The sequence below is a fragment of the Pantoea sp. genome, assembly GCF_028283705.1.
Taxonomy (GTDB): domain Bacteria; phylum Pseudomonadota; class Gammaproteobacteria; order Enterobacterales; family Enterobacteriaceae; genus Pantoea.
Genome location: NZ_JAPWKD010000025.1, coordinates 65052 through 86891, shown reverse-complemented (window position 1 = coordinate 86891; position 21840 = coordinate 65052). Strand labels below are relative to the sequence as shown.

Sequence of the window (21840 nt, the reverse complement as noted above, 5' to 3'; positions counted from 1 at the left end):
GCGGGTTATTATGACCATTCGTCCTGACAACTATTTCGCGGAAAAGTATGGCCTGACGCCACCGCACTCGGAAGTGCTGGAAGCACTGCCCAAATTAACACCCGGTAAGGTGCTGGATTTGGGCTGCGGCCAGGGCCGCAACAGCCTGTATCTCAATCAACAGGGGTTTGATGTCACTGGCTGGGATAGCAATCCGCAAAGCCTGGCCCGGTTGCAGCAGATTATCCACGATGAGCAGCTGCAACATATCCGGGCGGAAGCCTGTGACCTGAACCAGGTCCGCTTCAACGGCGATTACCAGCTGGTGCTCTCCACCGTGGTGATGATGTTTCTGCAACCGGAAACCATTCCGCAGCTGATTGCCGATATGCAGGCCAGCACGGTGAAATATGGCTACAACCTGATTGTCGCCGCCATGGACACTGACGATTATCCCAATCCGCTCAACTTCCCGTTCACCTTTAAATCCGGTGAACTCAGTAACTACTATCGCAACTGGCATATCGTGAAATATAACGAGCATGTTGGTGAGCTGCATCGGCGTGATGAAAACGGCCAGCGAATCCGCTGCCGCTTCGCTACGCTGCTGGCGCAAAAAGCCAGTTACTGATTGGTCGCGGCGCAGATGCGCCGCCACTTTTAACCTTTTCTGCTCATTTTTCACACAGCGATTGCTTTACCGATCTAAGTATGACTAAATGTTGCTATCGCCCAAATGGGTATCGACAGGAATCACCCCGCGTGAATAACGCTTTCCCCGCACGAAGACGTCCCAAAACCGGTTCGATGACGCGCATTGTTTTGCTGATCAGTTTTTTCATTTTGGTTGGCCGTCTGATTTTCACTATTCCAGGTGCCATTGAGCATCATCAGCAGAAGAAAGCCACGCCCGATCCGGTGACGCAAAGCAGTACCGACACGCGTTAAAGGAATTTGCGAGTCACTGCACCTTCACATTGCCCTGTGCGACAATGCAACCTGTTTTGCCCTGTTTACCCGTAACGCACTACACTTCGACCTGACAATTACAGACACAAAGGACGCGTTATGTCTGCTTCGCCCGCGCAACAACTGACTGAAACCCGCCATCGCATTCTCAACCTGCTGCTTACTCAACACGATTTAGTGGATGTTCTGCTGGATAAATCGGTGGATTTGTCTGCCAGTGAGCTGAAAGAGATCAACGGCTGGCGTCAGCAGCTGGAAAGTGATTTGCAGATGATGCACGCCGCGGATTTGGCCGACATTCTCGAAGCGCTGCCGCATGTCGAGCGTCAGGCACTGTGGCGCTTAGTTCCCTGTGAACAACGTGGTCGGGTATTGGTTGAAGCCTCCGATACTGTCTGGGCCAGCCTGACCGAAAACATGACCGATCGCGAGATCCTGCGCGCCATCGAGCCGCTGGATCTTGACGACCAGGCTTATCTGGCACGCTATCTGCCGCGCGATCTGACCGGACGCCTGCTGACCACGCTGGATCCCAGCCAGCGTGCGCATGTGCTCAGCGTGGAAGAGTTCGACCGTGACCAGGTGGCGCGTATCATGGATTTCAACATCCTGACGGTGCGCGCGGATGTCACACTGGCCACCGTGCAGCGTTTTTTGCGCCGCCATAAAACCATGCCGGATGGCACTGATAAGCTATTTATCACCGATAAAAGCAACCAATTGCTGGGCGAGCTGCCGCTCACCACCATCCTGCTTAATCCGCCCAGCACGCGGGTTGAAAGCGTTATGAACGCCAAACCCACCACCTTCCAGCTTAACGATAAAGCGGAAGACGCGGCGGGCGCATTTGAACGTTATAACCTGATTTCTGCCGCGGTCACCGATGCAAAAGGCAAGCTGATTGGCCGCGTTATCGTCGAGGACGTGATTGACCTCGTCAACGAAGAGAACGAAAGCAATATCCGTAAAATGGGCGGTATCAGCCAGGAAGAGGATGTGTTCGCGCCGGTACGTAAAGCGGTAAGCAAACGCTGGGCGTGGCTGGCGATTAACCTTTGCACCGCGTTTGTTGCCTCGCGCGTGATCGGCCTGTTTGAAGCCACTATCTCGCAACTGGTGGCGCTGGCAACCCTGATGCCGATCGTGGCCGGGATTGGCGGTAATACCGGCAATCAAACCATCACCATGATTGTGCGCGCGCTGGCATTGCATCAGGTGGAACCGGGCAACTTTTCGTTTCTGATCCTGCGCGAGCTTGGCGTCGCGTTGCTAAACGGCGTGTTCTGGGGCGGCATTATGGGCGGAGTCACCTGGATGATGTACGACAATCTGGCGCTGGGAGGGGTGATGATGCTGGCGATGGTGCTCAACCTGCTGCTGGCTGCGTTGATGGGGGTGCTGATCCCACTGATCATGACCAAACTGAAACGCGACCCGGCAGTCGGATCCAGCGTGCTGATCACCGCCATCACCGATACCGGGGGCTTTTTTATTTTCCTCGGGCTGGCTACGCTGTTTTTACTGCACCATTAACCCGGCGGGTTATCCTGCTGAACATTGTCGCTACCGATGCCACCAATAAAGGGTAAGCGCAGACGGAACGGGCTGAAATCCAGCCCCATATTCAGGCCCAGCACATTCAGTTCAAACCCTTCTTCAGCGCCGACTGTCACCCCAGCCAGCCCCAGCACGGATACCTGAATGCCTCGTCCCGATGGCGGTAGCCCCACCGGATTCCACAGCGGCCGGTAATCCTTCCCTACCGCGTTGGCGGGTAAATCCAGTTCCAGTGCCGGAACTTCACGGCCAATATGGGCAAGAAACGTATTGCTGTTCGGACCCGGCCAGGCGTGATAAGTCTGGGGCCACGGATAGGATTTGATGGCAGCTTCAATCTGCGGAATCATCGCCTGCGCCGCCGCCCCGCGATGCTCCACCAATAGCCTTGGCCGTGCGCCATACCAGTAACCATCCGGGACATTGGCGTTGTGGCGCACTTTGTCATCGCTGCCCCAGCTAATCACCTCATAACGGTTGTATTGCGTTTCACCGGCGCGCTTAAAGATGATCCACGGATGGACCGCCACCGCCCCCTTCCAGCCATAGGTCGGGGCCGCATAAACCTGCACAATCGCTTCCGACGCATGGCTGCGCGGGTCGGGGGCGATACCGGCTGAATCACGCCGCGCTGACCACCAGCCATCACGCTCGCTGGTGGCTCCAACGCTATGCGTGGCACGCGCCAGGCTGGCACAAAGCGACAACAGGATGATCATAACAACGCAGAGTGAAAACGCTTTAAGGGTCAGCATAGTGGCGTCCAGCGGGAAATCGGCAAGGCAGCATAGCCTGTCTGAGATTTACCCGCTTAACGAGGCGTGTCAGATCACTTTTTCGGCGTCAGCTGTAAAAAGCGCATCATGCAGGGCCGACGTTCAGAGGTAAACAGCAGACGATTGTCATCCGTCATATCTCTTAATTCAGGCAGATGACTGGTGGTGCGATCAATACGCTCAACCATTTCAATGTCAAAGAAGAGATGGGCATTACGCAACAGCTGCGTATATTTGGCGAGGAAATCCTCTACCCAGTTATGCACTTCGATGATGATGGTGCAGGATTGGAGTTTCGCTAAAAAGGCCGGATTCAACAGTTCGAACTCAAAACCTTCGATATCAATTAATACCAGCGCCCGTTGCAATTCTTCTGGTAACAACGAGGCCAGACTCTGCTCATTGGCTTCGCCGAAGATCTTTAGCTTTCCCGGTGAGTGATTACGTTGCCAGTTCGCCAGAATCGTTTGCTGGCCTTTTTCCGACTGTTCAAAACAGATGCAATTGCGGATTTTTTGCGAAACCAGCATGCCAATGGCGTAATAACCATCCGCAGCACCAATATCAATAAAATGAGAGAACCGATTATCTGGCAGTGCCTCAATAAAATTGAGTAGCTCTTTTTCATATAAACCAAGGCACTGAGAACCTAAATCGAGTTTGCCCCACCAGGTCTCACGGTTTAATTGCAGACCTTTAAATGGTCCGTATTTAACCCTACCCTCAACAGAATCAAAAACCTCCAGCGAAATCCTTTCCTGCCTTTCGCGCACCGTCTCTTTTTGCCATGACGCACGTTGTTCGGCAGTGGCTTTTTCTGCTCTGGCAATCATTGGCGCGAAATAGTCTTCTTCCGCAGCAATGAGTTCTTCAATATTCATTTCACTCTCCATATAAGCTGTCTACAGCGCGATCGCCTGCTGTTTATGCCTCACTTCCTGCCAGAAGGTGGTAAAGAGATAACCTGCGCCAACCTCTTCAAACGTCACACCGGCTGCTTTTAAGCGCTGGTTCAGCTCAGGCAAATGATAATAAGGAATGGACGGCATAATATGATGTTCACAATGGTAATTCATATTGGCATAGAGAAATGCCAGCCACACCGGCAACGTGATGGTACGGGAATGACCTAATGGCCCATTATCTTTCTGCTCCTCCAGCCCCAAATGTTGTGCCTGGGCCAACATGCGATTGGGTAACTGACAGGAGAACTGAGCAACAAAATAGGCCAGTACCACCCACCCACTATGGGTGGCAAGATACACAGCCAGATAGGTCACCCCATTAATAATCAAAACTTCAGCAGCTGCTCGCTGGATATTGACTTTAATGGCCGAAAATGAGGCGGGAATAATACCGCAGGCGTTTTTAATAGTGTAAGTCACCTTCCGCCACATAAAGGTATAATCGAACAGGGCGTAACGAATAATGTTCGCGATACTCCAGTTCTGGAAACTGTGCCCTTCATCGTCATCATCACTGAAGGTTTTGCTGTGATGACGCATATGACTCGCTTCAAAAAATGCCCGATTATTAAATGTTACAGCAGCCGAAAAGCGAAACAGCAGTTGATTCGCCCACTTTGCTGAAAATACTCGCTTGTGAAAAAGCTCATGGGCATAACCCGCATAGCCCCAGAAGCTGTGCACAAAACCGAGCAAAAAAATGGTTAAAACCAGCAGAAAAATATGATGCTGAGTTTTGTACAACATATAAATCAGCAATAACTCAATCCCCAGACGCAGGGCAAGATGCAACGAGGCGACCCGATTGTTGGTTGCTGATAATTTTCTTAAAACACTTTTGTCGATTACCTCAGTAATGCGCATTTTGCCCCCGGTCAAAAGCCAGTAAAGGCAAAGGCACACAACGAATTTTTCACGTGAAATATTTTCAGGTCATCACGGGAATTCAGATATTGCGTCACGTCGCTGTGAATACCTGAAGCATAATCATGCCAAATCACCACGCCTTTGCGTACCGCCTGCAAAGCGTTTTCGGTATCGCTTTTAATAATGTCCCAGGCATGTCCGCCATCAACAAATACATAATCCAGCTCACCAAATGCCTGCTGAAAATTAACCTGGGTCGAATCCTTTTTAATCAGATTAACTCGTTCCCGTTGTTTTGTGGTTAAGTTTTTCAGATACACCGCCCCTTCAATGGATTGGGTGTGGCGCAGGAAATCATCATTCACATCACCATCGGTGAGGATTTTATCGCTATCAAACTGCGTTTCCAGGCAGGCGTCAGTGGGCAAATCGAGAGAGAATATTTTGGCATCGCTATTCAGTGCCAGTAGCGTGGTGGAATAGCCAAGATAAGTGCCGACTTCGAGCACGCTTTTAGGCTGGGTGATTTTCAGCAGGCTAAGCAGGACAATCTGATCAACCAGCGTAATGCTGCCAATTTCCACTGGCGGGAACAGGGTGGAAATTTGCTCATCAGCTGAGCAGATATTTTTCAGGGTGAGAAGGTCTTTTAACTTTATTTCATTGATTCCATTACCATAGCCGGACAAAAAATCAATAACTGAACTGTTCACACCCTTCTCCTCAAACCTTGCTGCCGCGCTTTGCCATCGTTTTGTTCTGAACCACCGTTGTCAGGGCCACGGAACAGAAACACATTTTCGCTATCTTAACGTTTCGCTCTGATGCGCCGTGGGGGAAATAACAAGCTGTTTTGCGGATAATTCTACGGATTGGGATGAAAGGGTTCAGGCTGGATATTCGTTTTTGTCTGCCGCTGCCGCGGCGATCAACCAGTCACGGAAGCGTCGGCTCATCCGTTGCAGCACGGCAGACTCGTCGTACACAAGGTAGTAAGCGATAGGAGATGCCACCTCGACCTGGAGTGGATTAACCAGCGTGCCCTGCTCAAGCTCCTCCCTGACCAGCGACCGCCGGACCAACGCCATCCCTTTCCCTGCCAGTGCCGCTTCGATCACGCCATTGGAATCGACAAATACTGGCCCTTTATGGGTTTCGGCATCGTTGATACCCACGGCACGGAACCAGAGTCCCCAGTCCATACGGTGCTCATCATGCAACAACGTATAACGGGTGATATCCAGCGGAGTCAGCAGGTTTTCTCCCGCAGCAAGCAGGCGCGGACTGCATACCGGACGCAACCGGTCATTGAGCAAACATTGCGACTCCAGCCCCGGATAGACACCCGGACCATGCCGCACCGCAAAATCGATCCCTTCCGCAAGTAAATCGACCTTACGGTTGGTGGTGCTGATCTGAACCTCAACCCCTGGATTATCCTTTTCAAACGCCGCTAATCGCGGCAGCAGCCACTGGATAGCAAAGCCACTGGTGCAGCTGACGGTAATTTTATTGGGTTTGCCTTCATCCATTAGCCGCTGAGTCGCTTCCGCAATCTGGCTGAAGGCAGGCCGTATAGCGCGTAGATAGATACGCCCCTCGGTAGTTAATTCGAGCTGACGTGGACTGCGGATAAAAAGCCGGATGTTAACCGTCTCTTCAAGTTTGGTAATCTGCTGGCTAACGGCACTGGGTGTAACACATAACTCTGCGGCAGCTTGTTTCATGCTGAGATGCCTGGCGGCAGACTCAAAACACATCAGCGCATGTAGCGGCGGAAGTTTCATCGATGCCTCATAACCATAAGTTAGAAAAACTTAATCCAGGAAGAAATTATGGTTTGAATAATACGTCGATCAGGCTCAAAGTCATTTGAACGATTAAGTTTAGCTAACCACAGGAAATTTTGATATGCGCCTCGCAGATTATATCAGGCTGATCGTTCTCGCGGCGATTTGGGGAGCCAGCTTCCTGTTTATACGCATCGCTGCCCCGCAGTTCGGTGCCATTAACACCGCGTTTTTGCGTGTCTTTTTCGGTTTTGTCGGGCTGGCGGCGATACTTTTCGTGACAGGTTCATCGTGGCAATTTGCGGGCAAATTTCGCGCATCGCTGATTCTCGGCATCATTAACTCTGGCCTGCCATTTTTTATGTACTGCCTGGCAGCAAAATGGTTACCGGCTGGCTATTCCGCCATCCTTAATGCCACCACGCCACTGATGGGGGCCATCATCGGCTTTGCCTTCTTCAGTGAAAAACTAACACCGCGCAAATGGGGCGGTGTAGTGCTGGGACTGGCAGGCATTGTGGTCATCACCGCGATGGGGGAAACCCATTCCGCCAGCAGTACGCTGGCCGGTGTTATTGCCTGCCTGGTGGCTACCGGTTGTTACGGGGTCGCCGGATTCCTGACGCGTCGCTGGATCTCCGATCGCGGCGGCCTTGATCCGAAAATCGTGGCATTTGGCAGCCAGATTGGTGCCAGCCTGTTTCTGCTGCCGTTTTTTGCTTTCTCTGTGGCCAGCGGGCCGCAGGTAAACTGGCATCAGCCCACCGTCTGGGCCAGCGTGATCGCTGTCGGGCTGATCTGTACCGCGTTTGCTTATATCCTCTATTTCAGGTTAATCACTGATATTGGTCCGCTACGCTCCCTCACCGTGACCTTCCTGATCCCGCCCTTTGGCGTGCTATGGGGCTACCTGGTGCTGGGCGAAACCCTTTCTGGTGGGTTTGTTATCGGCGCGGTGATTGTGTGTCTGGCGGTGTGGATGATTGTGACGCCAGGGAAAGTGACCACGGACGCCGCTAAACTCTCAGCAACTTTGCCAGTAACACGGAAGCCCAGGTGAAGTCAGGTAACGTGTGCGAAAAAAGAATACGGTAAATGATGGGTGCAATCAGCTCATCCATCACCCGTTCCGTTCCAGGGGGGATCTCGCCACGTTGTATGGCGCGCTGGCGGATAGCCTCGATTTGTTCGACGTGCCGACGCTGGCAGCGCACACGATATTCATCGCTCTCCGCCGCCGCAATTTCGCTGAGTAATTTACGCCCGGTTTCTGTCGCCAGCTCATCAACATACTCCTCCAGCCAGCGACTGAAATCTTCGTGCATGTTGCCGGTATCTTCCGGTTCTGAATCCGGTAAAAGCTTTTGCAGCGCAATATCCGAGAGTAGCTGGCTCAGCGAACCCCAGCGCCGATAAATGGTGGTGGGATTGACGGCAGCCTCCTGCGCGATGGCATGCACGCTCAACCCCTCATCCCCCTTCTCTGCCCGCAGGCGTGCTACCGCAGCATAAACTGCCGCCTGAATACGCGCCGCACGCCCACCCGGGCGCGATGCCGAGCGTGTATTAACTTCATTCTCACTCATCTTGCTTCCTGTCATCGCTGTTGCTGGTCACTATAAAAGCAAAAAAGTTGCTTTTATGCGAGAGGAGATCTATAAAAGCAACAAAATTGCTTTTATCATCTCACGGAGAAGATCATGCATTCCACCAGCCTTTTGTTTTCCCCTTATCAGCTGAAAAATCTGCTTCTGCCCAACCGGGTGGTGATGGCCCCCATGACCCGTTCCTTTTCTCCAGGTGGCATCCCCACACCGGAGATGGCGGCTTATTATCGACGCCGTGCCGCTGCTGGTGTCGGGTTAATCATCACTGAAGCAACGGGTATTAACCGCCCGGCGTCCGTTAATGAACCCGATGTGCCGGTTTTCCACGGCGAAACCGCTTTGGCAGGCTGGAAAAGAGTGGTCGATGAGGTACATGCGGCAGGCGGAAAAATCATGCCGCAACTGTGGCATGTCGGAACTAAGCGTTCCATTTTCCATGCAGACTGGCAAGCAGCAGCCAGCTTTGAAGGCCCTTCGGGTTTATCGATCGCGGGAGAATCCGTCGGCAACCCAATGAGTGATGCGGATATTGCCGACACGATTGATGCCTTTGCTGACGCCGCTGTGAACGCAGAGCGGTTAGGCTTTGACGGCATAGAACTGCATGGCGGCCATAGTTATCTCATCAACCAGTTTTTCTTCGGCCACCTCAACCAGCGTCAGGATCGCTGGGGCGGAGAGTCGCTGCTGGCGCGATCACGCTTCGCGATTGAAGTCCTGCAAGCGATTCGCCAGCGGGTCAGCGCGGATTTTCCCGTCCTGTTTCGCTTTTCGCAGTGGAAAGCCCAGGCGTTTGATTCCCGCATCGCCGAAACACCCGATATTTTGGCTGACTGGCTGAATGCGCTGGTCAGTGCCGGTGTGGATGCCTTTGACTGTTCTCAGCGCCACTACTGGGATGCCGCATTCCCTGAGGTTGATAAGACGCTGAATATGGCCGGGTGGGTGAAAAAACTCACCGGTGTCACCAGCATCGCCGTGGGCGCAGTCGGGCTGAGTGGTGATGTCTTTTCCTCGCTGGCGGGCAAATGCTTTGCCACGGCACCGCTCGACCCGCTGCTGGAAAGGCTGGAAAATGGCGAGTTCGATTTGATGATGGTGGGCCGCCCGTTGCTGCAGGATCCACAATGGCTGGAAAAGATTCGTCTGGGGCGGTTGGATCAGCTGGCGGGGTTTAATACCAGGGCGTTGAAGACCTTGTATTAAAAAAAAGCCCGCAATGACGCGGGCTTCACTTTTTCGGCAACAGGGATGGGAATTATTCCCACTCGATCGTCGCTGGCGGCTTACCAGAAATATCGTAAACCACGCGGGAGATACCGTTCACTTCATTGATGATGCGGTTGGAGACGCGGCCAAGGAAGTCATACGGCAGGTGCGCCCAGTGAGCGGTCATAAAGTCGATGGTTTCCACTGCGCGCAGTGACACCACCCAATCATATTTACGACCATCACCCATCACACCGACAGAACGCACCGGCAGAAACACGGTGAATGCCTGGCTGACTTTGTTGTAGAGGTCAGCTTTGTGCAGTTCTTCGATAAAGATGGCATCAGCACGACGCAGCAGGTCGCAATACTCTTTCTTCACTTCGCCCAGCACACGCACGCCGAGGCCCGGACCCGGGAACGGGTGACGGTACAGCATGGCGTACGGCAGGCCGAGTTCCAGACCGATTTTGCGCACTTCGTCTTTGAACAACTCTTTCAGCGGCTCAACCAGACCCAGCTTCATCTCTTTCGGCAGACCGCCCACGTTGTGGTGCGATTTGATCACGTGCGCTTTGCCAGTGGCAGAAGCCGCAGATTCGATCACGTCCGGGTAGATGGTGCCCTGTGCCAGCCATTTCACGTCGGTCAGTTTGCTGGCTTCTTCGTCGAAGACTTCCACAAACACGCGACCGATGATCTTACGTTTGGCTTCCGGATCGTTCTCACCCGCCAGCGCGTCAAGGAAACGAGCCTCAGCTGCAACGTGGACAATGTTCAGACCGAAGTGGTCACCAAACATCTCCAGCACCTGGTCCGCTTCGTTCAGACGCAGCAGGCCGTTATCGACGAATACGCAGGTCAGACGGTCACCAATCGCGCGGTGCAGCAGCATCGCGGTGACGGAAGAATCGACACCACCAGACAGACCAAGGATTACTTTGTCTTGACCTACCTGCTCACGAATACGCTCAACCGCGTCTTCGATGATTTTGGCCGCAGTCCACAACGCTTCACAGCCGCAGATATCGCGCACAAAACGCTCCAGCATGCGCAGGCCCTGACGGGTATGGGTCACTTCCGGGTGGAACTGCACGCCGTAGAAACGCTTCTCTTCGTTCGCCATGATGGCAAACGGACAGGTTTCGGTGCTGGCTACGGTAACGAAATCCGCCGGGATCGCCGTCACTTTATCACCGTGGCTCATCCAGACATCCAGCAGCGGTTTACCTGCATCGCTGATGGCATCTTCGATATCACGAACCAGCGCGCTTGAGGTGGTCACTTCAACCTGCGCGTAACCAAATTCACGCTCAGTGGAGCCTTCAACCTTGCCACCCAGCTGCATTGCCATGGTCTGCATGCCATAGCACACGCCCAGTACCGGCACGCCAGCGTTAAAGACATATTCCGGCGCACGCGGGCTGTTCAGCTCAGTGGTGCTTTCCGGGCCACCAGAAAGAATGATGCCGTTCGGGTTGAACTGACGAATTTGCTCTTCGGTGACATCCCACGCCCAGAGTTCGCAGTAGACGCCCAGCTCACGCACGCGGCGCGCGACCAGTTGCGTATACTGAGAACCAAAATCGAGGATCAAAATGCGATGTTTATGAATATTTTCAGTCGTCATTGCGGCGTTTCCATGGGATGGACTTAATAATAAATTCGCCCGGCTGGAGCCGGGCGGTAAATCTTACGGGATTATGAACCCATGCGGTAGTTCGGCGACTCTTTGGTGATGGTCACGTCGTGCACGTGGCTTTCCGAGATGCCCGCGCCGCTGATGCGAACAAACTCTGCTTTGGTGCGCAGATCGTCAATGGTCGGACAACCGGTCAGCCCCATACAGGAGCGCAGGCCACCCATCTGCTGGTGCACGATCTCTTTCAGGCGGCCTTTGTAAGCAACGCGACCTTCGATACCTTCCGGCACCAGTTTGTCAGCAGCGTTATCGCTCTGGAAGTAGCGGTCTGAAGAACCTTTGGACATCGCGCCCAGTGAACCCATACCACGGTAAGATTTGAATGAACGGCCCTGATACAGCTCGATTTCACCCGGAGATTCTTCGGTACCGGCCAGCATAGAGCCGACCATCACCGCTGCCGCACCAGCAGCGATGGCTTTGGCGATGTCACCAGAGAAGCGGATACCGCCATCGGCGATAACCGGAATGCCCGTGCCTTCCAACGCTTCTACTGCGTCAGAAACGGCAGTGATCTGCGGAACACCCACGCCAGTCACGATACGGGTAGTACAGATGGAGCCAGGGCCGATACCCACTTTCACTGCGCTCACACCGGCATGCGCCAGCGCCAGTGCGCCTGCACCGGTCGCTACGTTGCCACCGATGATTTCGAGGTCCGGGTATTTCGCACGGGTTTCACGAATACGCTGCAACACCCCTTCAGAGTGACCGTGTGAGGAGTCAATCAGCAGAACGTCAACACCTGCCGCGACCAGCGCATCGACGCGCTCTTCGTTGCCCGCACCTGCCCCCACCGCAGCACCCACACGCAGACGACCCTGCGCATCTTTACAGGCATTCGGTTTACGTTCGGCTTTCTGGAAATCTTTTACGGTGATCATGCCCAGCAGATGGAAGCTATCGTCCACCACTAGCGCTTTCTCAACACGTTTTTCGTGCATTTTCTGCAGCACGATGTCACGGGCTTCGCCCTCTTTCACCGTGACCAGGCGCTCTTTCGGCGTCATCACCGCTGAAACCGGCAGGCTCAGATCGGTAACGAAACGCACGTCACGGCCGGTAATGATACCCACCAGCTCGTTGTCGGCATTCACGACCGGGTAACCGGCAAAGCCGTTACGCTCGGTCAGCGCTTTCACGTCCGCCAGGGCGGTAGTTGGCAGCACGGTTTGTGGTTCAGTCACCACGCCGCTTTCATGTTTTTTCACCTTGCGAACTTCATCCGCCTGGCGCTCAATTGACATGTTTTTGTGGATAAAGCCCAGACCACCTTCCTGTGCCAGCGCGATAGCCAGACCCGCTTCGGTCACGGTATCCATTGCAGCGGAGAGCATAGGGATGTTCAGACGAATGTTTTTCGTCAGTTGGGTGCTGAGATCGGCCGTGTTAGGCAGAACGGTAGAATGAGCAGGAACGAGCAGAACGTCGTCAAATGTGAGTGCTTCTTTAGCGATTCGTAGCATGGCAATATCTCAACCTGGGGGTGAATGAGAACAGATAAAATATTGCCGCGGCATTATACAGGCCGAAATCGGTTGCCTCCAGTGTTTTTTCAGAAAAACTCTTGATCCTCTGTACCAGCCATGTAGTATCGGTTAATTAACCCTCTGATTTACTATTTGATCTCCATCACATGTCGCTACCGCCAACCGCCAATATTTTTACCGTTAGCCGCCTGAATACCACGGTGCGTCAACTGCTGGAAAATGAAATGGGGCTGGTGTGGCTCAGTGCAGAGATCTCCAATTTTACCCAACCCGCTTCCGGCCACTGGTACTTCACTCTGAAGGATGATGGTGCCCAGGTGCGTTGCGCCATGTTCCGTAACAGCAATCGCCGGGTAGCATTTCGTCCGCAGCATGGTCAGCAGGTGCTGGTACGTGCCAGCATCACGTTGTATGAACCGCGTGGCGATTATCAGCTGATTATTGAAAGCATGCACCCGGCAGGTGAAGGCTTGCTGCAACAGCAGTTTGAGCAGCTTAAAACCCGGCTGGCGGCGGAGGGTTTATTTGATCAGCAATTCAAGCAACCGCTGCCGGATCCGGCGCGTCAGGTCGGGGTGATCACCTCTGCCACTGGTGCCGCGCTACATGATGTGCTGCGCGTGTTGCATCGTCGCGATCCCTCCCTGCCGGTGGTGATTTATCCCACGGCGGTACAGGGAGTGGATGCCCCGGCGGCGATTGTACGTGCTATCGAGCTGGCGAACCTGCGTGATGAGTGTGATGTGCTGATCGTCGGCCGTGGTGGCGGTTCACTGGAAGATTTGTGGAGTTTTAACGACGAACGCGTAGCACGGGCGATTTTCGCCAGTCGCCTGCCGATTGTCAGCGCAGTCGGGCATGAAACCGATGTCACGATTGCCGACTTTGTTGCCGACCTGCGCGCACCCACGCCGTCCGCGGCCGCCGAACTGGTCAGCCGTAATCAGCTGGAGTTAGTTCGTCGTCTGCAATCACAGCAGCAGCGGCTGGAAATGGCGATGGATTACTACCTGGCGCAGCAGCAACGTCGCTTTACCCGTATGCAGCATCGGTTGCAGCAACAGCATCCCCAGCTGCGCCTGGCGCGCCAGAGCACCACCCTGCTGCAACTGAAACAGCGTTTGACTGAGGCGATGGACCTGCGCCTGCGCAGCGCCAGCCGCCAGCAGGATCGCCTGGTGCAGCGTCTGAACACCCAGCAGCCACAACCCCGCATCCTGCGTGCCCAGCAACAACTTCAGCAGTGGCATTACCGTTTGCAGCAAGGGATGGAGCGGCAGCTCAACCATAATCGTCAGCGCTTTGGCACCCTGGCGGCGCAGCTGGAGGCGGTAAGCCCCCTGGCAACGCTGGCACGCGGTTTTAGCGTGACCACCGATACCCAGGGTCATGTGGTGAAAAAAATGCAGCAGCTGAGCAAAGGCGACTTGCTGCGTACCCGGCTGGATGATGGCTGGGTGGAAAGCGAAGTCACCGCATTGACCCCGCAAAAATCCACCAGGCGTAAATCCCGTACCTGAATCGCCCCGCAACATTCGATCTATACTTTCTGGCACATTCATCTGCCAGGGAGCCTGGTATGCCCTACAGTGTGATTCCACCCTATATTCTGCGCAATATTATTGCTCACGGCTCTGGCCCACAGCAGGATTACGCGCGTCGCACCCTCACCCATGTTCAGCATCTGATGGCTGCGCACCCGCACAGTACAACCCCCTCCAGCAGTGCGATACCCGGCCAGGTGGTACGCGCCATTTATGACGCCGAACAGACTCAGACCCTGCCCGGTACGCTGATTCGTCAGGAAGGTCAGCCCGGCAATGGCGATGTCGCCGCCGAGGAAGCCTGGGAATATCTTGGCGTCACTTACGATTTCTACTGGCGCATCTATAAGCGTAACTCATTGGATAACAATGGGTTGAAGCTGGATGGCACCGTTCATTACGGCAAGGAATACCAGAACGCCTTCTGGAACGGTCAGCAGATGGTGTTTGGCGACGGTGACGGTGAGATTTTCAATCGTTTCACCATCGCCATTGACGTAGTCGCGCACGAACTGACCCACGGGGTGACAGAAAGCGAAGCCGGGCTGGTTTACTTCGCCCAGTCTGGCGCACTCAATGAGTCGATGTCGGATGTATTTGGTTCGCTGGTGAAACAATTTCATCAGCAGCAAACCGCCGATCAGGCTGACTGGATCATTGGTGAAGGGTTACTGGCTAAAGGGATCAATGGGCGCGGCTTGCGTTCTATGTCAGCGCCAGGCACCGCTTATGACGATCCGATGCTGGGTAAAGATCCGCAACCTGCCGATATGGCGCATTACATCGACACCCGTGACGACAACGGTGGCGTGCACCTGAATTCCGGCATTCCTAACCGCGCATTTTATCTCGCGTCAACTTCGCTGGGTGGCTTCGCCTGGGAGCTGGCAGGTCAGGCATGGTATGACACCTTATGTGATAAAAGCCTGCCTCAGAATGCGGATTTCAGTACCTTTGCCCGCTTTACCGTACAGCACGCCGCCAAACGTTTTAACCGTTCGATCGCTGATGCGATTCAGAGCGCGTGGCAGCAGGTAGGTGTGACGTGAATATCCCTGAACTCACCGATGATGCGATTATCGAGCTGGCTCGTGAAGGCGGACTGGCCTTTATCCCGCGTCTGCGCACCGAACGACGTTTTGCGCTGGCGCAATTGCCCACGCCGCAAAAACAACGGATATGTGCGGTGCTGGAACAGGCAATGCCACTGGGCGAGCCGGAAGATCAGGCTGCCAACATCGGGCGTGGTGATCAACGCTATTTTCGCATCCAGATCAGCTACGCCACCCATCAGCAAAGCGGGACAGTGGTGATTTTGATTCCGGAACAGGTCGCGCCACCCGAGCTGGAAGCGCTGTGGCGTGATGGTGAGCAGACATAAAAAAAGGACCGACGATGTCGGTCCTGTTTCTTAGCATCCGGCCAGCAGAGACTGGCCGGGAGCATCATCGTTACGGCAAGGCGTAGGCGATAACGTAATCACCACGGTCCGGAGACTGACGAGCACCACCTGCGGAGATCAGGATGTACTGTTTGCCAGTTTTCGGCGACACGTAGCTGATCGGGCCACCCTGGCTACCCACTGGCAGACGGGCTTTCCATACTTCTTTACCGGTTGAGCTGTCGAACGCACGCAGGTAGTAATCCTGAGTACCGGCGAAGAATACCAGGCCACCCTGCGTTGCCAGAGAGCCGCCCAGAGTCGGCATACCGATTGGCATCTGCGCGTGCATTTTAATTCCGAACGGACCGGTATCCTGCACCGTACCTACCGGCACCTGCCAGACAATCTTACGGGTCTTCATATCAATCGCGGACATGGTACCGAACGGCGGAGCCTGGCACGGGATACCCAGCGGAGACATAAAGCGGTTTTTGTTAACAGCGTACGGCGTGCCTTTCAGCGGAACTGCACCCATACCGGCGTTGACAGACTCACCACCATTGCTGGCTGACGCTTTGCTGGTGTCCTGCGGAACCATCTGCACCCACAGGCCCAGACGCATATCGTTGACGAACATGTACTGGTTGTTCGGGTCAAACGAGATGCTGCCCCAGTTCATACCACCCAGTGAACCCGGGAAGCTGAGCGAGACATCGGTATCCGGCACAGTGAACAAGCCGTTGTAACGCATGGATTTGAAGCTGATACGACAGATCAGTTGGTCGAACGGTGTTGCACCCCACATATCAGACTCTTTCAGGGTCTGATTACCAATGCTCGGCATTTCCACCGAATGCGGCTGGGTTTTGGTGTACTGCTCGTTCGGGATGTGACCCTGCGGCATCGGCAATTCTTCAACCTTAGTCAAAGGCTTACCGGTCAGACGATCCAGCACCCAAATCATGCCAGTTTTCGCACCGATAACCACAGCAGGCTTGGTGGTGCCATCCTTCATCGGGAAGTCAACCAGGCTCGGCTGCATCGGCAGGTCGAAGTCCCACAGATCGTTATGCACGGTCTGGTAAACCCATTTCTCTTTACCGGTTGTCGCATCCAGCGCCAGAACCGAGGCACCGTATTTATGATCCAGTCGGGTACGATTTGCACCCCACAGGTCAACAGACGGGCTACCCATCGGCAGGAACACGGTGTTCATCGCCGGATCGTAGGACATCGGTGCCCAGGAGTTCGGGGTACTACGGGTGTAGTCTTTGCCCGGCATCAGAACCGCATTCGGGTCCACGTTGCCTGGGTCAAACGCCCAGCGCATCTGGCCCGTGATCACGTCGAAGCCACGCAGCACGCCGCCAGGCATGTCGGTTTTCACGTTATCGGCAACACGACCACCTACCACTACCGTGGTCCCCGCCAGTGCAGGAGCAGAAGTCAGCTGATAAAGCGGGTCTGGTGCATCGCCCAGGCCTTTTTTCAGGTCAACCGAACCGTGGTCACCGAAGTCTTCACAGTATTCACCGTTGTCGGCGTTGATAGCGATCAGGCGTGCATCGATGGTGTTCATCAGAATACGACGCTGACAGGTATCACCGGCAGCCAGAGTCACCGGCGTGACCGGCGTTGATCCAGGTTGAGTCGGCTGAGTCAGCGGCTTGGTCGCATCAAAGTACGCCAGGCCACGGCAGCGGTTCCACACCTGAGACTGGGCGTTAACTTCACGTTTCCAGATCTGCTTACCGGTGTCAGCCGCAACCGCGATCACGTTGTTGTGCGGAGTACACAGGAACAGGGTGTTGCCAACCTGCAACGGCGTTTCCTGATCTTCAGCACCGTTTCCGCCAGGGCTGATTGGGGTATCACCGGTGTGGAACGTCCAGGCCACTTGCAGGTCTTTCACGTTGTCACGGGTGATCTGGTCCAGCGCCACGAAGCGGTCACCGCCCGGGGTGTTGCCGTAGTTTTCCCAGTTCTTCTGCTGTTTCGCTTTATCTACCGGAATCAGCGGCAGCTGTGTGCCTTCAAAAGCGACAGTCGGGTGCGGCTGGAACATCTGAACAAAGGTTGCCACCATACCAACGACAATCACCGCAGACAGCGTGTACGAGACTTTTGCCAGTGAGCTTTTGCCCTCAGCCTTACGCAGTGCAGGCCAGGTCAGGAACGCCAGCAGCATCAGACCCGCAGGTACCATCAGACGTGAAACCAGCGGCCAGAACACCCAGCCCGCATCCACCAGCGCCCAAATCAGCGTACCGGCGAAGACCAGAATGAACAGCGTGACAGCTGAAGATTTACGACGGAAGAACTGAATCGCCGACAGTAACATTACGATACCGGCGATCAGGAAGTACCAGCTACCGCCGAGGGAGACCAGCTTGCCACCGCCGATGGCGAAGAACAGCCCGACGGCCAACAGGACCAGCCCTAATAACACAGACCAGATGCTCAACCCTTTACAGGGGCGAGCGGAATTTTCTGCCATAACACAAACTCTCCTGAAAAAATAAAGCGCTGGCGCCGGACATAGCATATTGCCCGGTCACAGATACCCTGCCGTGCCTGTTGCAGGAATCGTTCCGTTAACGTCTTTATTTTAGAACTATTGGTACGGGTGCGATGCCCGTGATGCAGTGCTTGTGAGGAAGGACACAGCGAAACGCTATTGAGACTTACCACAAGGCGGCAAGATTGTACCACCTGGTACATTAAGAAGTGAATATCCATAACGCAGGAGTTACTGCGCAATAGCATTTTTGCTACAAATCCAGTCGTAACTTATTAAAATTTATGACGCAGGGAGGGCGAGATTTTTGTAGTGGCGCGATTTATCGCGTGGGGTTGAGACGGCATCGCGCCGCTACGATTCAGAAGCGCTGGTAATATCCGGAATAAATTCCACGCGCTTTTTCGAAATCAGCCCATCGCCGTGCTGGCAAAAATAATCCACCGCACCACAGGCTTTCAGCACCTGCAAAGGCTGATGGCAATCCGGGCAGATAGCTATTTGATCGAAATGGCTGCCACAATGTGGGCAATCGAAACCTTCTGCTACGTGAGTCAGCGCTTGCTGGCAGTTTGGACAATGTGCGTTCATCTTCTTCTCCAGACACACAAAAAAATGAGGGCCACTCTGGCCCCCATCATCTTATTTCTTGTTCTTTTTCAGGTGCGCAAGCAGACGCTTACGCTTACGCTGCTGAGTTGGCGTCAGCAGGTTACGTTTACCTGCGTACGGGTTATCACCCTCTTTGAACTGAATACGAATCGGCGTACCCATCACGTTCAGCGAACGACGGAAGTAGTTCATCAGATAACGTTTGTAGGAATCCGGCAGGTCTTTCACCTGATTACCGTGAATCACCACAATCGGTGGGTTGTAACCACCAGCATGCGCATACTTCAGCTTCACGCGACGACCACGCACCAGCGGTGGCTGATGGTCTTCGGCTGCCATGTTCATGATGCGCGTCAGCATCGAGGTGTTCACACGTTTGGTGGAACAATCGTAAGCTTCGGTGACCGATTCAAACAGGTTACCTACGCCGCTACCGTGCAGTGCCGAAATAAAGTGAACGCGAGCAAAATCGATAAAGCCGAGACGGAAATCCAGCGTCTCTTTCACTTCATCTTTCACTTCCTGCGACAGGCCATCCCACTTGTTAACCACAATCACCAGTGAGCGCCCACTATTCAGGATAAAGCCAAGCAGCGACAGGTCCTGATCGGAAATACCTTCACGCGCATCGATCACCAGCATCACGACGTTGGCGTCTTCAATCGCCTGCAGAGTTTTGATCACCGAGAACTTCTCAACGGTATCAGTGATCTTGCCACGCTTACGCACACCGGCGGTGTCGATCAGAATATACTCACGATCGTCACGCTCCATCGGGATGTAAATGCTGTCACGTGTGGTGCCCGGCATGTCGTAAACCACAACACGGTCTTCACCGAGAATACGGTTAGTAAGCGTTGACTTACCGACGTTAGGACGTCCGACAATCGCCAGTTTGATCGGTAAAGTGGTCGGATCGAAATCGTCCTCTTCCTCATCGATCAGCTCCTCGCCGTTCTCTTCTGCCGCTAACGCTGCCCAGTAGGCTTCGTTTTCGTCTTCTTCGCTGACTTCCAGCGGCGCAACGACATCCATCCACGGCAGCAACGCAGTTTCCAGCAGCGAGGTCACGCCACGACCATGCGAAGCGGCGATAGCGTGGATCTCACCCAGTCCCAGGGCGTAGAAATCCAGCACAGCTGCTTCCGGATCGAGACCGTCGGTTTTGTTCGCCACCAGGAAGGTCGCTTTTTGACGTGAACGCAGGTGATTGGCTATCTGCTGGTCAGCTGGCATCACACCCGCACGGGCATCCACCAGAAACAGCACAACATCGGCCTCTTCAATCGCCAGCAGTGACTGCTCTGCCATGCGATTTTCTACACCTTCTTCAGTGCCATCAATACCACCGGTATCGATAACAATAAATTCGCGCCCTTCCACTTCGGCGCGACCATATTTGCGATCGCGAGTCAGTCCAGGAAAATCCGCCACCAGCGCATCACGGGTGCGCGTTAAGCGGTTAAACAGCGTGGATTTCCCCACATTGGGACGCCCAACCAGCGCGACCACAGGTACCATAACACTTGCCTCAGTTTAAAAATGAATCGCCCGAATGGCGTGAGTATAACGACATTTACCGTAAGGTTCAGGCTGAAGGCGCTAAGAATACCATAAAAACGAAACGGCCCCTGAACAATCAGGAGCCGTCGCAACCTACAGCCAGGCTTAGCCCTTAACGGGTAATGGCGTAAACCTCACCGTCTTTCGACTGAATCAGCAGCTTGTCACCCGCCACCACCGGTTCGGTCTGGAAGCCAGAGCTGTCGAGTTTCTGCTGTGCCACAAAGCGGCCGTCCAGCGTATTAATCCAGTGTACATAACCTTCACTGTCGCCCACCACCAGGTAGCCATTGAACAGCACCGGTGAAGTCAGATTACGGTGCAACAGCTCGCTCTGACGCCAGATGGCTACGCCACCGTCGGCATTCAGCGCATCGACACGGTCATTCTGATCTACCAGGTAGATACGACCCGCATCAACGATCAGATCTTTCACGCCGCCAATTTCGCGCTTCCACAGGATCTGACCAGAACGCAGATCCAGCGCCGTCAGGTTACCGTTGTAGGCCAGCGCATAAACCACACCATTGACGATAACCGGCGTGGTATCGACGTCGTTCAGACGGTCGATCTCAGTGGCACCACTCGGCTGCGAAATACGCTGCTGCCAAATCAGCTGGCCCTGGTTCATGATCACCGCGCTGACGCGACCGTTGTCGCCGCCAACAATGGCACCACCAAAGGCAACCGCCGGAGCTGATTCACCGCGCAGTGACAACGCTGGCATATCGAGGTTGACGCTCCACTTGATCGCACCGCTCGCCTGATCCAGCCCCTGCAACTGACCGTTGCTGGTGTGAATCAGTACCAGACCATCGCTGACGACCGGACGTGATAACGCCTCACCCGCCACTTTGGTCTGCCAGGCAATGCTGCCATCGCTGGTGTTCAGTGCAAACACCTGACCGCGCTCACTGCCGATGTAGAGACGGTCACCGTTTACGGTAACGCCACCCGACAGCAGTGCTGAAATATTTTTCGAGAAGAAGCCGGTCTTCTCAGAGAGGTCCACTTTCCATTTTTCTTTGCCGTTGCTGGCATCGAGGGCTTTCACCACGCCAAAGCGGTCAGCAGCGTAGACAGTACCATCCTGCCAGGCCGGATGCAGGTTGGAGTAGAAGTCGCCGACACCATCACCCACGGAGGTGCTCCACGCGGTTTGCGGCGTAAACTGATTTTCTACTTTCGGCAGCGGGGCCATTTTCACTACATCTTCTTCGCCGCTGAACAGCGAGCAACCGCTGAGCAGAGTGACTGAAATCAGCCCTGGCAGCAGGTATTTACGTAATTCCATGTGCGCTCTCTTGA

At 54.3% G+C, this 21840-nt stretch carries 20 protein-coding genes; 8 read left to right on the top strand and 12 right to left on the bottom strand.

Annotation, left to right across the window (positions count from 1 at the left end; translation table 11 throughout):
* The first annotated feature begins 10 nt into the window (after positions 1 to 10).
* The 3 genes from tehB (at position 11) to mgtE (ending at position 2481) form a co-directional block, all read left to right on the top strand.
* The gene (gene tehB, locus PW844_RS21310; protein WP_299456131.1) at positions 11 to 610 is read left to right on the top strand and encodes a tellurite resistance methyltransferase TehB; all 600 of its coding nucleotides are present in this window, start codon (positions 11 to 13) and stop codon (positions 608 to 610) included.
* Positions 611 to 741: 131 nt separating this feature from the next.
* Positions 742 to 927 carry a YfgG family protein gene (locus PW844_RS21305; protein ID WP_084876286.1) on the top strand — a complete coding sequence of 62 codons (186 nt, stop codon included), beginning with the start codon at positions 742 to 744 and terminating at the stop codon, positions 925 to 927.
* 120 nt (positions 928 to 1047) lie between these two features.
* Positions 1048 to 2481, top strand: a complete 1434-nt coding sequence (gene mgtE, locus PW844_RS21300; protein WP_299456126.1) for a magnesium transporter — start codon at positions 1048 to 1050, stop codon at positions 2479 to 2481.
* Here the strand turns inward: mgtE and PW844_RS21295 are convergent.
* The 5 genes from PW844_RS21295 to gcvA form a co-directional block, all read right to left on the bottom strand.
* Complete coding sequence (locus PW844_RS21295; protein WP_299456124.1) at positions 2478 to 3260, bottom strand: DUF3750 domain-containing protein; 783 nt, start codon at positions 3258 to 3260, stop codon at positions 2478 to 2480. The genes mgtE and PW844_RS21295 overlap by 4 nt on opposite strands.
* 74 nt (positions 3261 to 3334) lie before the next feature.
* The gene (locus PW844_RS21290; protein WP_299456122.1) at positions 3335 to 4162 is read right to left on the bottom strand and encodes a hypothetical protein; all 828 of its coding nucleotides are present in this window, start codon (positions 4160 to 4162) and stop codon (positions 3335 to 3337) included.
* A 21-nt stretch (positions 4163 to 4183) separates the two neighbouring features.
* Positions 4184 to 5110, bottom strand: coding sequence for a fatty acid desaturase (locus tag PW844_RS21285; protein ID WP_299456120.1), 927 nt, complete (start codon positions 5108 to 5110; stop codon positions 4184 to 4186).
* An 11-nt stretch (positions 5111 to 5121) separates the two neighbouring features.
* The gene (locus tag PW844_RS21280) at positions 5122 to 5826 is read right to left on the bottom strand and encodes a class I SAM-dependent methyltransferase (RefSeq protein ID WP_299456118.1); all 705 of its coding nucleotides are present in this window, start codon (positions 5824 to 5826) and stop codon (positions 5122 to 5124) included.
* Between the two features lie 174 nt (positions 5827 to 6000).
* The gene (gcvA, locus tag PW844_RS21275; RefSeq protein WP_299456116.1) at positions 6001 to 6900 is read right to left on the bottom strand and encodes a transcriptional regulator GcvA; all 900 of its coding nucleotides are present in this window, start codon (positions 6898 to 6900) and stop codon (positions 6001 to 6003) included.
* A 124-nt stretch (positions 6901 to 7024) separates the two neighbouring features.
* On the opposite strand from gcvA, the gene PW844_RS21270 reads away from it, so the two are divergent.
* A complete protein-coding gene (locus tag PW844_RS21270) occupies positions 7025 to 7963 on the top strand; it encodes a DMT family transporter (RefSeq protein WP_299456114.1) in 939 nt (312 codons plus the stop codon).
* Here the strand turns inward: PW844_RS21270 and PW844_RS21265 are convergent.
* A complete protein-coding gene (locus PW844_RS21265) occupies positions 7920 to 8489 on the bottom strand; it encodes a TetR/AcrR family transcriptional regulator (RefSeq protein WP_299456112.1) in 570 nt (189 codons plus the stop codon). The two genes, PW844_RS21270 and PW844_RS21265, sit on opposite strands and share 44 nt — an antisense overlap.
* 114 nt (positions 8490 to 8603) lie before the next feature.
* On the opposite strand from PW844_RS21265, the gene PW844_RS21260 reads away from it, so the two are divergent.
* Positions 8604 to 9716: an NADH:flavin oxidoreductase gene (locus tag PW844_RS21260; protein ID WP_299456110.1), complete on the top strand. Its 1113-nt coding sequence runs from the start codon at positions 8604 to 8606 to the stop codon at positions 9714 to 9716.
* A gap of 52 nt (positions 9717 to 9768) precedes the next feature.
* Here the strand turns inward: PW844_RS21260 and guaA are convergent, their stop codons facing one another.
* On the bottom strand, positions 9769 to 11349 hold the full coding sequence (gene guaA, locus PW844_RS21255) for a glutamine-hydrolyzing GMP synthase (protein WP_084876296.1): 1581 nt from the start codon (positions 11347 to 11349) through the stop codon (positions 9769 to 9771).
* A 71-nt stretch (positions 11350 to 11420) separates the two neighbouring features.
* Positions 11421 to 12887, bottom strand: a complete 1467-nt coding sequence (gene guaB / locus PW844_RS21250) for an IMP dehydrogenase (RefSeq protein ID WP_299456107.1) — start codon at positions 12885 to 12887, stop codon at positions 11421 to 11423.
* Positions 12888 to 13057: 170 nt separating this feature from the next.
* Between guaB and xseA the strand changes: the two genes are divergently transcribed.
* Genes xseA through PW844_RS21235 form a run of 3 tightly spaced genes read left to right on the top strand, consistent with a single transcriptional unit; the run spans position 13058 to position 15836 of the window.
* The gene (gene xseA / locus PW844_RS21245; protein ID WP_299456105.1) at positions 13058 to 14431 is read left to right on the top strand and encodes an exodeoxyribonuclease VII large subunit; all 1374 of its coding nucleotides are present in this window, start codon (positions 13058 to 13060) and stop codon (positions 14429 to 14431) included.
* Positions 14432 to 14490: 59 nt separating this feature from the next.
* Positions 14491 to 15504: a M4 family metallopeptidase gene (locus PW844_RS21240; protein WP_299456103.1), complete on the top strand. Its 1014-nt coding sequence runs from the start codon at positions 14491 to 14493 to the stop codon at positions 15502 to 15504.
* Positions 15501 to 15836, top strand: coding sequence for a protealysin inhibitor emfourin (locus PW844_RS21235; protein WP_299456101.1), 336 nt, complete (start codon positions 15501 to 15503; stop codon positions 15834 to 15836). The genes PW844_RS21240 and PW844_RS21235 overlap by 4 nt, the downstream gene beginning before the upstream one ends.
* A gap of 70 nt (positions 15837 to 15906) precedes the next feature.
* On the opposite strand, the gene PW844_RS21230 is transcribed toward PW844_RS21235, so the two are convergent.
* The 4 genes from PW844_RS21230 to bamB form a co-directional block, all read right to left on the bottom strand.
* The gene (locus tag PW844_RS21230; protein ID WP_299456099.1) at positions 15907 to 18336 is read right to left on the bottom strand and encodes a glucose/quinate/shikimate family membrane-bound PQQ-dependent dehydrogenase; all 2430 of its coding nucleotides are present in this window, start codon (positions 18334 to 18336) and stop codon (positions 15907 to 15909) included.
* 375 nt (positions 18337 to 18711) lie between these two features.
* Positions 18712 to 18948 carry a zinc ribbon domain-containing protein gene (locus tag PW844_RS21225; RefSeq protein ID WP_299456097.1) on the bottom strand — a complete coding sequence of 79 codons (237 nt, stop codon included), beginning with the start codon at positions 18946 to 18948 and terminating at the stop codon, positions 18712 to 18714.
* Positions 18949 to 18999: 51 nt separating this feature from the next.
* Positions 19000 to 20490, bottom strand: a complete 1491-nt coding sequence (gene der, locus PW844_RS21220; protein ID WP_299456095.1) for a ribosome biogenesis GTPase Der — start codon at positions 20488 to 20490, stop codon at positions 19000 to 19002.
* Between the two features lie 154 nt (positions 20491 to 20644).
* Positions 20645 to 21826 carry an outer membrane protein assembly factor BamB gene (gene bamB / locus PW844_RS21215; protein WP_299456093.1) on the bottom strand — a complete coding sequence of 394 codons (1182 nt, stop codon included), beginning with the start codon at positions 21824 to 21826 and terminating at the stop codon, positions 20645 to 20647.
* Positions 21827 to 21840 lie beyond the last annotated feature (14 nt).

What these genes read in the sequence shown, in the direction of transcription:
- tehB (WP_299456131.1), top strand. Translation starts at nt 11, where the DNA reads ATGACCATTCGTCCTGACAACTATTTCGCGGAAAAGTATGGCCTGACG.
- mgtE (WP_299456126.1), top strand. Translation starts at nt 1,048, where the DNA reads ATGTCTGCTTCGCCCGCGCAACAACTGACTGAAACCCGCCATCGCATT.
- PW844_RS21295 (WP_299456124.1), bottom strand. Translation starts at nt 3,260, where the DNA reads ATGCTGACCCTTAAAGCGTTTTCACTCTGCGTTGTTATGATCATCCTG.
- PW844_RS21290 (WP_299456122.1), bottom strand. Translation starts at nt 4,162, where the DNA reads ATGAATATTGAAGAACTCATTGCTGCGGAAGAAGACTATTTCGCGCCA.
- PW844_RS21285 (WP_299456120.1), bottom strand. Translation starts at nt 5,110, where the DNA reads ATGCGCATTACTGAGGTAATCGACAAAAGTGTTTTAAGAAAATTATCA.
- gcvA (WP_299456116.1), bottom strand. Translation starts at nt 6,900, where the DNA reads ATGAAACTTCCGCCGCTACATGCGCTGATGTGTTTTGAGTCTGCCGCC.
- PW844_RS21270 (WP_299456114.1), top strand. Translation starts at nt 7,025, where the DNA reads ATGCGCCTCGCAGATTATATCAGGCTGATCGTTCTCGCGGCGATTTGG.
- PW844_RS21265 (WP_299456112.1), bottom strand. Translation starts at nt 8,489, where the DNA reads ATGAGTGAGAATGAAGTTAATACACGCTCGGCATCGCGCCCGGGTGGG.
- PW844_RS21260 (WP_299456110.1), top strand. Translation starts at nt 8,604, where the DNA reads ATGCATTCCACCAGCCTTTTGTTTTCCCCTTATCAGCTGAAAAATCTG.
- guaA (WP_084876296.1), bottom strand. Translation starts at nt 11,349, where the DNA reads ATGACGACTGAAAATATTCATAAACATCGCATTTTGATCCTCGATTTT.
- guaB (WP_299456107.1), bottom strand. Translation starts at nt 12,887, where the DNA reads ATGCTACGAATCGCTAAAGAAGCACTCACATTTGACGACGTTCTGCTC.
- xseA (WP_299456105.1), top strand. Translation starts at nt 13,058, where the DNA reads ATGTCGCTACCGCCAACCGCCAATATTTTTACCGTTAGCCGCCTGAAT.
- PW844_RS21240 (WP_299456103.1), top strand. Translation starts at nt 14,491, where the DNA reads ATGCCCTACAGTGTGATTCCACCCTATATTCTGCGCAATATTATTGCT.
- PW844_RS21230 (WP_299456099.1), bottom strand. Translation starts at nt 18,336, where the DNA reads ATGGCAGAAAATTCCGCTCGCCCCTGTAAAGGGTTGAGCATCTGGTCT.
- PW844_RS21225 (WP_299456097.1), bottom strand. Translation starts at nt 18,948, where the DNA reads ATGAACGCACATTGTCCAAACTGCCAGCAAGCGCTGACTCACGTAGCA.
- der (WP_299456095.1), bottom strand. Translation starts at nt 20,490, where the DNA reads ATGGTACCTGTGGTCGCGCTGGTTGGGCGTCCCAATGTGGGGAAATCC.
- bamB (WP_299456093.1), bottom strand. Translation starts at nt 21,826, where the DNA reads ATGGAATTACGTAAATACCTGCTGCCAGGGCTGATTTCAGTCACTCTG.